This is a genomic window from Pseudomonas sp. TAE6080, assembly GCF_018732265.1.
In the GTDB taxonomy this organism is placed as follows: Bacteria; Pseudomonadota; Gammaproteobacteria; order Pseudomonadales; family Pseudomonadaceae; genus Aquipseudomonas; species Aquipseudomonas brenneri.
In genome coordinates this window covers 129,190-137,507 of the sequence record NZ_JAHIDY010000014.1, presented here as the reverse complement: position 1 = coordinate 137,507, position 8,318 = coordinate 129,190, and the positions used below count along the sequence as shown (strand labels likewise).

10 protein-coding genes are annotated in these 8,318 nt (G+C 63.4%); 7 read left to right on the top strand and 3 right to left on the bottom strand.

Annotated features, from left to right (window positions below):
• The 6 genes from KL786_RS13225 to ubiT form a co-directional block, all read left to right on the top strand.
• Positions 1 to 199: pyridoxine 5'-phosphate oxidase C-terminal domain-containing protein (locus KL786_RS13225; RefSeq protein WP_286675724.1), on the top strand; the 199-nt coding region annotated here is incomplete at its 5' end.
• A 91-nt stretch (positions 200 to 290) separates the two neighbouring features.
• Positions 291 to 845: a molybdenum cofactor biosynthesis protein B gene (moaB, locus tag KL786_RS13220; protein ID WP_215517884.1), complete on the top strand. Its 555-nt coding sequence runs from the start codon at positions 291 to 293 to the stop codon at positions 843 to 845.
• Positions 842 to 2,077 carry a molybdopterin molybdotransferase MoeA gene (locus tag KL786_RS13215; protein WP_215517883.1) on the top strand — a complete coding sequence of 412 codons (1,236 nt, stop codon included), beginning with the start codon at positions 842 to 844 and terminating at the stop codon, positions 2,075 to 2,077. Before moaB ends, KL786_RS13215 begins: the two co-directional genes overlap by 4 nt.
• Positions 2,078 to 2,163: 86 nt before the next feature.
• Positions 2,164 to 3,159, top strand: a complete 996-nt coding sequence (ubiU, locus tag KL786_RS13210; protein WP_215517882.1) for a ubiquinone anaerobic biosynthesis protein UbiU — start codon at positions 2,164 to 2,166, stop codon at positions 3,157 to 3,159.
• Positions 3,160 to 3,169: 10 nt separating this feature from the next.
• Entirely contained in the window at positions 3,170 to 4,060 is an 891-nt protein-coding gene (locus KL786_RS13205; protein WP_215517881.1) for a U32 family peptidase, read from the top strand.
• A complete protein-coding gene (gene ubiT / locus KL786_RS13200; protein ID WP_215517880.1) occupies positions 4,054 to 4,521 on the top strand; it encodes a ubiquinone anaerobic biosynthesis accessory factor UbiT in 468 nt (155 codons plus the stop codon). Before KL786_RS13205 ends, ubiT begins: the two co-directional genes overlap by 7 nt.
• A 151-nt stretch (positions 4,522 to 4,672) precedes the next feature.
• On the opposite strand, the gene ampC is transcribed toward ubiT, so the two are convergent.
• Entirely contained in the window at positions 4,673 to 5,815 is a 1,143-nt protein-coding gene (ampC, locus tag KL786_RS13195) for a class C beta-lactamase (protein ID WP_215517879.1), read from the bottom strand.
• Positions 5,816 to 5,946: 131 nt separating this feature from the next.
• On the opposite strand from ampC, the gene KL786_RS13190 reads away from it, so the two are divergent.
• A complete protein-coding gene (locus KL786_RS13190; protein WP_215517878.1) occupies positions 5,947 to 6,825 on the top strand; it encodes a LysR family transcriptional regulator in 879 nt (292 codons plus the stop codon).
• Between the two features lie 36 nt (positions 6,826 to 6,861).
• Here KL786_RS13190 and yghX read toward each other — a convergent pair whose 3' ends face one another.
• Together yghX and KL786_RS13180 are read right to left on the bottom strand one after the other, a co-directional pair.
• Positions 6,862 to 7,749 carry a YghX family hydrolase gene (gene yghX / locus KL786_RS13185; protein ID WP_215517877.1) on the bottom strand — a complete coding sequence of 296 codons (888 nt, stop codon included), beginning with the start codon at positions 7,747 to 7,749 and terminating at the stop codon, positions 6,862 to 6,864.
• A gap of 46 nt (positions 7,750 to 7,795) precedes the next feature.
• Positions 7,796 to 8,290, bottom strand: coding sequence for a PaaI family thioesterase (locus tag KL786_RS13180; RefSeq protein WP_215517876.1), 495 nt, complete (start codon positions 8,288 to 8,290; stop codon positions 7,796 to 7,798).
• Positions 8,291 to 8,318 lie beyond the last annotated feature (28 nt).

Below are 8,318 nucleotides of genomic sequence, written 5' to 3'. Positions count from 1 at the left end.
GAGACAGCTGGAAGGGCGCCTGCGCGACGTCACCCAGCGCTTTGCCGGGCAACACCCGCCGCGCCCGCCGGAGTGGGGCGGCTATTGCCTGCAGCCCGAGCGCGTGGAGTTCTGGCAAGGCCGCGCCGACCGCCTGCACGACCGCCTCGATTACCGTCGCCACGACGGCATCTGGCAGCGCAGCCGCCTGGCGCCCTGACGCCGCCTAGAGGTACCTCCTCGGAGGAATAGGCCCGCCGACCTTTGCGGTGCAGGCTGGGCCATTGCTCATTTATCCCGGGATTTTCACCATGGCACATCTGACTCAACGCAATTTTGTCTCGCTGAATATCGCTGTACTGACCATCAGCGACACGCGCAACTTTGACAACGATACCTCCGGGCAAACCCTGTGCGATCGCGTGCAAGCGGCCGGTCACGAACTGATCGACCGGGCCCTGGTGGTAGACGACATCTACCAGATCCGCGCACGGCTTTCGCAATGGATCGCCGACCCGCAGGTGCAGGTGATCCTCACCACCGGTGGCACCGGTTTCACTGCGCGGGACAACACTCCGCAAGCGGTGCTGCCGTTGCTGGACAAGCATGTCGAAGGTTTTGGCGAGCTGTTTCGCCAGGTTTCCCTGGAAGAGATCGGCATGTCGACCTTGCAGTCGCGTGCCCTGGCCGGCATGAGCAATGGTGTGCTGGTGTGTTGCATGCCCGGCTCGCCAGGCGCGTGCCGTACCGGTTGGGACAAGATCCTGCTGGGGCAACTGGACAGCCGCACCGGGCCATGCAATTTCGCCCCGCACCTCAAGCCCCAGGTCGCCCAAACCCTGCAAGCCTGCGAGGCGCGGTCATGAACCTATCGGTGTGTGAAAGCGGCGAGTTGATCCCGGTGGATGAGGCCATCGACCGCCTGTTGGCCCAGGCACCACCGCCGCCGTCCACCCAACAGGTTAAAACCGCCTTGGCCCTGGGCCGGGTGTTGGCCAGCGATATCTTTTCCCCGGTGAACCTGCCGGCCTGGGACAACAGCGCCATGGACGGCTACGCGCTGCGTGCTGCTGACTTGCCGGCCGAGGGCGGCTACCTGCGTCTGGCCGGGCGGATTGCCGCAGGCGAGGAAGCCGCGACCGCGCTGGTCAGCGGGCAGACCATGCGGATTTTTACCGGTGCGCCGTTGCCGGCCGGTGCCGACACCGTGGTGCCCCAGGAGCGTTGCCGGGTCTACGGCCAGCGCATCTGGTGCCCGCCGATGCGGACCGGTGAACATGTGCGCAAGCAAGGTGAAGAGGTGACCCAGGGCGCCTTGCTATTGCCAGCCGGCAAGCGTCTGCGTGCCCAGGAATTAGGCTTGCTTGCGGCCGCCGGGCTGGCCCAGGTCAAGGTCTATCGACCGTTGCGCGTGTGCCTGTTGAGCAGTGGCGATGAACTGCGTGAGCCGGGTGATCACCTGGCACCGGGGCAGATCTACAACAGCAATCGCCACTGCCTGGCGGCGCTGCTGCAAGGCTGGGGCGTTGAAGTGCATGACTATGGGGTGATGGCCGATGAACTGGCCGTCAGCCGCGATGCATTGACCCTGGCGTCCTCGGAATGCGACCTGCTGCTGACCTCCGGTGGGGTGTCGGTGGGCGAGGAGGACCACCTCAAGCAAGCGATCAAGGAACTGGGCCGCGTGGATTTTTGGCGCCTGGCAATCCAGCCGGGCAAACCCCTGGCCTTTGGCGATGTAGCCGGCAAACCGTGGATCGGCTTGCCGGGCAATCCTTCGGCGGCGCTGATTACCGCATTGGTGGTGGTCCGCCCGTTTCTGTTGCGCGCCCAGGGTGTGACTGAGGTCACATCGGCGCCGATGTTGCTGCCCGCCGACTTTGTGTGGCCCCAGCGCAACCGTCGCCGGCAATACCTGCGCGCACGCCTGGCGCCGGGCATCGATGGCCAGGCGCGCGTCACCCTGCACCCACGGCAAAGCTCGGCGATGCTGAGCGCGGCGTGCTGGGCCGATGGTTTGGCGATTGTGGAGCGCGAGCAGTTGGTGGAAAAGGGCGGGCTGGTGCGGTTCGTGTCCTTTGCCGAACTGATGCAGTAACTGCCGACGCTGCCGATGGTGGTGGTCAATGTGGGAGCGGGCTTGCAGCTACACAAGTGCGATAGTTTTTTTGATGAGGATCAACCATGCAACTGGTCTGCCCGGCAGGTAATCTGCCTGCGCTTAAAGCCGCCGTGCGCCAAGGTGCCGATGCGGTGTACGTGGGGTTTCGCGACGACACCAACGCCCGGCATTTTGCCGGGCTGAATATGGACGACAAGCAATTCGACGGCGCCGTCGCCCATATCCGCCAGCACCAGCGCAAGCTGTATGTGGCGGTCAATACTTATCCGCAGCCCAAGGGCTGGGAGCGCTGGCAACGGGCAGTGGATCGCGCCGCCGACCATGGCGTGGATGCGCTGATTGCCGGTGACCCGGGCGTGCTGCAATACGCCAGTAGCCGTCATCCGCAGATGGCCTTGCACCTCTCGGTACAGGGTTCGGCGACCCATGCGGCGGCCTTGCAGTTCTACGCCGAGCGCTACGGCATCCGTCGTGCGGTGCTGCCACGGGTGCTGTCGCTGGCCCAGGTCAAGCACGTCGCCGCCAGCAGCGCGGTGCCGATTGAGGTCTTTGGTTTCGGCAGCCTGTGCATCATGGCTGAGGGCCGTTGCCATCTGTCTTCCTACATCACTGGCGAATCACCGAACCTGTGCGGCGTGTGCTCGCCGGCCAAGGCGGTGCGCTGGAGCGAAGACGCCGACGGCCTGAGCGCGCGCCTGAGCGAAGTGTTGATCGACCGCTATACCCCGGACGAGCCGGCGGGCTATCCGACCCTGTGCAAGGGCCGTTTCATGGTCGATGGCAAGCGCTTCCATGCCCTCGAAGAACCCACCAGCCTCGATACCCTGGACCTGATCCCCGAGTTGATCGCCATGGGCGTGGAAGCGGTGAAAATCGAAGGTCGGCAACGTAGCCCGGCGTATGTCGAGCAAGTCACCGGGGTCTGGCGCGCGGCGCTGGACGCCCACCGCAGTGCGCCGGAACGCTTTGTGGTCAAGGACCAGTGGCGCAGCGTGCTGGCCGGTCTATCCGAAGGCAGCCAGACCACCCTGGGCGCCTACCATCGTTCGTGGCAATGAGGAACCGCACATGAAACTCAGCCTGGGACCGGTGCTGTTTTATTGGGATAAGCAACAACTGGGGCAGTTCTACTGCGAGATGGCCAACCTGGCGCTGGATGTGATCTACCTGGGGGAAACCGTGTGCTCCAAGCGCCGCGCGTTCAACCTCGATCAATGGTTGGGCCTGGGCCGCGAATTGCACTCGGCGGGCAACGCGCAAATCGTACTGTCGAGCCTGACCCTGATCGAGGCCGCATCGGAGCTGTCGAGCCTGCGTCGCCTGTGTGACAACGGCGAGGTGTTGGTCGAGGCCAATGACATGGGCGCGGTGCAATTGCTCGCCGAGCGCAAGTTGCCCTTTGTCGGCGGCCCGGCGTTGAATCTGTATAACGGCCACGCCCTGGTGCAATTGCTGGATGCCGGGATGATGCGCTGGGTGCCGCCGGTAGAATGCTCGGCCGCGCTGATTGGCGATGTGTTGGAGCAGGTGCGTGAGCTGGGCCGGCCGTTGCCTGAAGTGGAAGTCTTCGCCTATGGGCATCTGCCCCTGGCCTATTCGGCGCGTTGCTTCACTGCCCGTGCCGAGAACCGGCCCAAGGATGACTGCCAGTTCTGTTGCCTCAATTACCCCGATGGCATGGCCTTGAGCAGCCAGGAAGGGCAGGCGCTGTTTACGTTAAATGGCATCCAGACTATGTCGGCGGAGGTCACCAACTTGCTGGCCGACTATCCGGGGCTGGTCAGTTGCGGCGCCGACCTGCTGCGCCTGAGCCCGCGGGCGCAAGGCATGGTGGGCATCGTCGAAGCCTTCGACCGGGTCCGCCAGGGCGCCACACCGCCACTGTTTGTCGAGGGCTGCAATGGCTACTGGCATGGCCAGGCCGGGATGTTGCGGGTCGAGGAGGTGGGGCTGTGCTGAATCGCAAGCAATGGCTGCTCAAGGGCGCCGACCGTTTATTGCCGCTGATGCGCAAGGTGCCATTTGTGGTGCAACGCCTGGCGTTGCAACAGGCGTTGAATCGCTGCCTGGCCGAACCCTTGCGCGATGGCGGCTTCGAACTGCTGCGCGGGCGCTGGATGTGCCTGCGCATTCCCGACCTGGGCTTGTGCTGGTACCTGACCCTGGGCCGCGACGGGTTGCGCATCGCCGAACGCGCCGAGGCCCAGGTGACCATCAGCGGCAACTGGCGTGAGTTCCTGTTATTGGCCAGCCGCCAGGAAGACCCGGACACCTTGTTCTTCCGCCGGCGGCTGGTGATCGAGGGGGATACGGAGTTGGGGTTGGGCCTGAAGAACCTGATCGACAGCCTCGATCCGGATGTGTTGCCGTCCTGGTTGTGGCGCAATCTGGAACGGGCGGGGAAGGGCTTGGCCGCCTGAAGACCAGCCCGCGAAGCTGCTTCCCTGTGGGAGCGGGCTTGCTCGCGAATGCAGTGTGTCAGTCGCCGGATATGTCGACTGGTTCACCGCATTCGCGAGCAAGCCCGCTCCCACATTGGAGTGTGGTGGGTTCAAAAATTGTCCAGGTCGGTTATTGCTCCATGGCCTGCAAGATCGCATGGGCCGCTTTCACTCGTTCGGCATTGGGGTAGTTCTTGTTTGCCAGGATCACTACGCCGATGGCCTTGCTCGGCACGTAGGCTACATAGGCGCCAAAACCACCGGTAGAGCCGGTCTTGTTGACCAGCGTGTTGGTTTGCAAAGGTTGCGGTGGGGTCAGCCAGTTGACCTTGTGCGGCTCCATTGCCCAGGCCGTTGAGTTTCGCGCCATCAGGGTGTCAACGGTCAGTGGGTAGGCGGACATTTCCCAGCCCAGCCCCTGGGTGGTGCCGTTGGCGGTGTAGTAGCCGGTGTGAGTGGTGGCGATCGCCGCTTGCAAGGGCTTTTCCAGGTTCGTTGGGTTCATGTTCACCGCTACGTAGCGGATCAGGTCCGCCGGGCTGGTCTTCACCCCGTAGGCTTCGCTGTCCAGCGCCCCAGGGCTGACGCGCACCGGCTTGCCGGCCTTGTCATAGCCCTGGGCGTACAGGCCCATTTGTGCCTTGGGCACCGTGAGATAGGTGTGCTTGAGCCCGAGCTTGGGCAGCAGGGTCTGTTCCATCACCACGTCGAAAGGTTGCTGCAGGCTTTGCGCCGCCAGATAGCCGAACAGGCCCAGGCTGGGGTTGGAATACTGGCGCTGGGTGCCGGGGGCGAAAGCGGCCTTCCAGTGCTGGAAGTAGCTGATCATGTGCTGCGCATTGTCCGCCTCGGATGGGAACTGCAACGGCAGCCCGCCGGCCGTGTAGGTGCCCAGGTGAAGTACGCTGATGTGGTCGAAAAGGCTGCCGCGCAAGGCTGGCAAGTAGTGGCTGGCCGGCTCCGACAGCTTCAGTTTGCCGGTGGCCTGGGCATAGCCGGCCAGGGTCGCGGTGAAGGTCTTGCTCACCGAGCCGATCTCGAACAGGGTGTTTTCGCTGATGGGCTGTTGGCTGTCCATTGCGGCGACACCGTAGTTAAAGTATCGGGCCTTGCCGTCCTGCACAATGGCGACCGCCAGGCCGGGAATGGCCTGTTGCTGCATCAAGGGCTTGACGGTGGCATCCACCACCTGGCGCAGGTCGGCAGCGGCCATGCAGTTGCCGGCGCCGAGCAATAGGCTGAGAATCGTGACGTTGCGCACATGTTCGTACATGATGATGTCGCTTCCATGAAGATGATCGGGTAACTGCTGCCTGCGCAGGCGTGGCCAAGATAGGCAGTTTGCCGAGCCTGGACAACCGATGATATCTCGCACCAGTCATTAGAAAAATTTGGGCTTAGATCATGTTGCGTTCCCATTTGCCCCTTAACGCCCTGCGTGCCTTCGAAGCCTCTGCCCGGCACTTGAGCTTTACCCGGGCGGCCATCGAACTGTGCGTGACCCAGGCGGCAGTCAGCCACCAGGTCAAGAGCCTGGAGGCACAGCTCAATGTCACCCTGTTCAAGCGTCTGCCCCGTGGCTTGATGCTCACCAGCGAGGGGGAGACGTTGCTGCCGGTGCTGCGCGAGTCCTTCGACCGCATTGCCCAGACCCTCGGCCAGTTCCAGGCTGGGCATTATCGAGAAGTGCTGACGGTAGGCGCGGTGGGTACGTTTGCGGTGGGCTGGCTGCTGCCACGCCTGGCGGAGTTTCAGGCGCGCTACCCGTTTATCGACCTGCGGCTGTCCACCCATAACAACCGCGTGGATGTAGCAGCCGAAGGGTTGGATTATGCGATCCGCTTTGGTGCTGGCGCGTGGCATGGTACCCACGCTTATGAGTTGCTGGTGGCGCCACTGACGGTGTTGTGTGTGCCGTCGATTGCCCGCCAACTGCACGGCCCGGGCGATGTGTTGAAGCACACGTTATTGCGTTCTTACCGGACGGATGAGTGGAGCCTCTGGTTCCAGGCCGCAGGCTTGCCCGCCGACACCCTGGTGCCGCGCAGCATCGTGTTCGACTCGTCCCTGGCGATGATGGAGGCTGCCCTGCAAGGCAGTGGTGTGGCCCTGGCGCCGGCACTGATGTTCTCGCGGCAGTTGGCCCAGGACGTGATTCGCCAGCCGTTCGATGTGGGCATCACTACGGGTAGTTACTGGCTGACGCGCCTGCAGTCACGCACCGAAACCCCGGCGATGCTGGCGTTCAAGCAATGGCTGCTGGGGCAGGTGACGAACCTGTAGAAGCCAGGCTTGCCTGCGATGGCGCCCGTGAAGTAATTACACGAGGTATTTACGGAACCAGCCCAGCGTGCGTTCCCAGGCCAGGTTCGCGGCAGCCTCGTCGTAGCGTGGGGTCGAGTCGTTGTGGAAACCGTGGTTGGCACCCTTGTAGATAAACCCTTCATAGGTCGTGCCAGCAGCCTTCAAGGCAGCCTCATAAGCCGGCCAGCCTTCGTTGATTCGCGTGTCCAACTCGCCAAAGTGCAACATGATCGGCGCCTTGATCTTCGGCACGTCCTTGGCATCCGGTTGGCGCCCGTAGAACGACACCGCTGCGCCCAGTTCCGGGTAGGCCACCGCTGCCGCATTGGTCACGCCGCCGCCGTAGCAGAAGCCGGTGATGCCCACCTTGCCGGTGCTGGCGTCGTGGTTCATCAGCCATTCGATGGCGGCGAAGAAGTCATTCATCAGCTTGGTCGGGTCGACGGTCTGTTGCAGCGCCACGCCTTTTTCATCATTGCCCGGGTAACCGCCCACCGACGTCAGGCCGTCGGGCGCCAGGGCGATAAACCCGGCTTTGCCCAGGCGCCGTGCGACGTCTTCGATATAGGGGTTGAGTCCTCGGTTTTCGTGGACCACCACCACCGCCGGCAGTTTGCCTTCGGCCTTGGCTGGGCGGACCAGGTAGCCGCGCACCGAACCGTTGCCCTTGGGCGAGGGGTAGGTGATGTAGTCGGCGACGATGTCCGGGTCGGTGAACTTCACCTGCTCGGCCAGCGCGTAATTGGGGCTCAGGGAGGCCAGCAGCGCCGAGGCGGTCAGCCCGCCAAAGGTGAACAGAGCCGCACGGTCAAGGAACTCGCGACGGTTGATCTTGCCATGGGCGTAGCCGTCGTAGAGTTCCAGCAGTTCAGGGGCGAAGTCTTTGGCGGTCAGGCGAGTCATCGGCAAGCTCCTCTTTTGGGCATGTGGCGTTGAATGTAGACCATTGTCAGGCTTGTCGGCCATGGGCGGCATCGGCCAGATGCCCGGTATCGACCCGCACGAAGATCGAATCGCCAATTGCCGTCAGTACGCTGTCGGCATACACCTCGCAGACTACGCGGCTCTTGCGTCCGACCTCACCCTCGACCCTGGCGCGCAAGGTCAGTGGCACGCCCATCGGGGTCGGCTTGATAAATTTGATGCCCAGGTTGCCGGTCACACAGTCGATGCGCGGTAGCTCGCCGGGTGTGCGCTGTTCTGCGCGGTAGTGATAGGCCATGGCGGTCCAGTTGGAGTGGCAATCGACCAACATGGCGATCAGGCCACCGTAGACCAGGTCGGGCCATCCGCAGTATTGGGCGTCGGGCAGATGCTCGGCGACGATATGCACGCCGTCCGCATCCCAGTGGCTCTTGATGTGCAGCCCGTGGGCATTGCTCGGGCCGCAGCCGTAACAGACGCCATCCGGCGCGGTGGTGTCTTGCAGGGAAGGGCTGTGCATGGTTGATCCTTATTGTTTTGGGTCAACC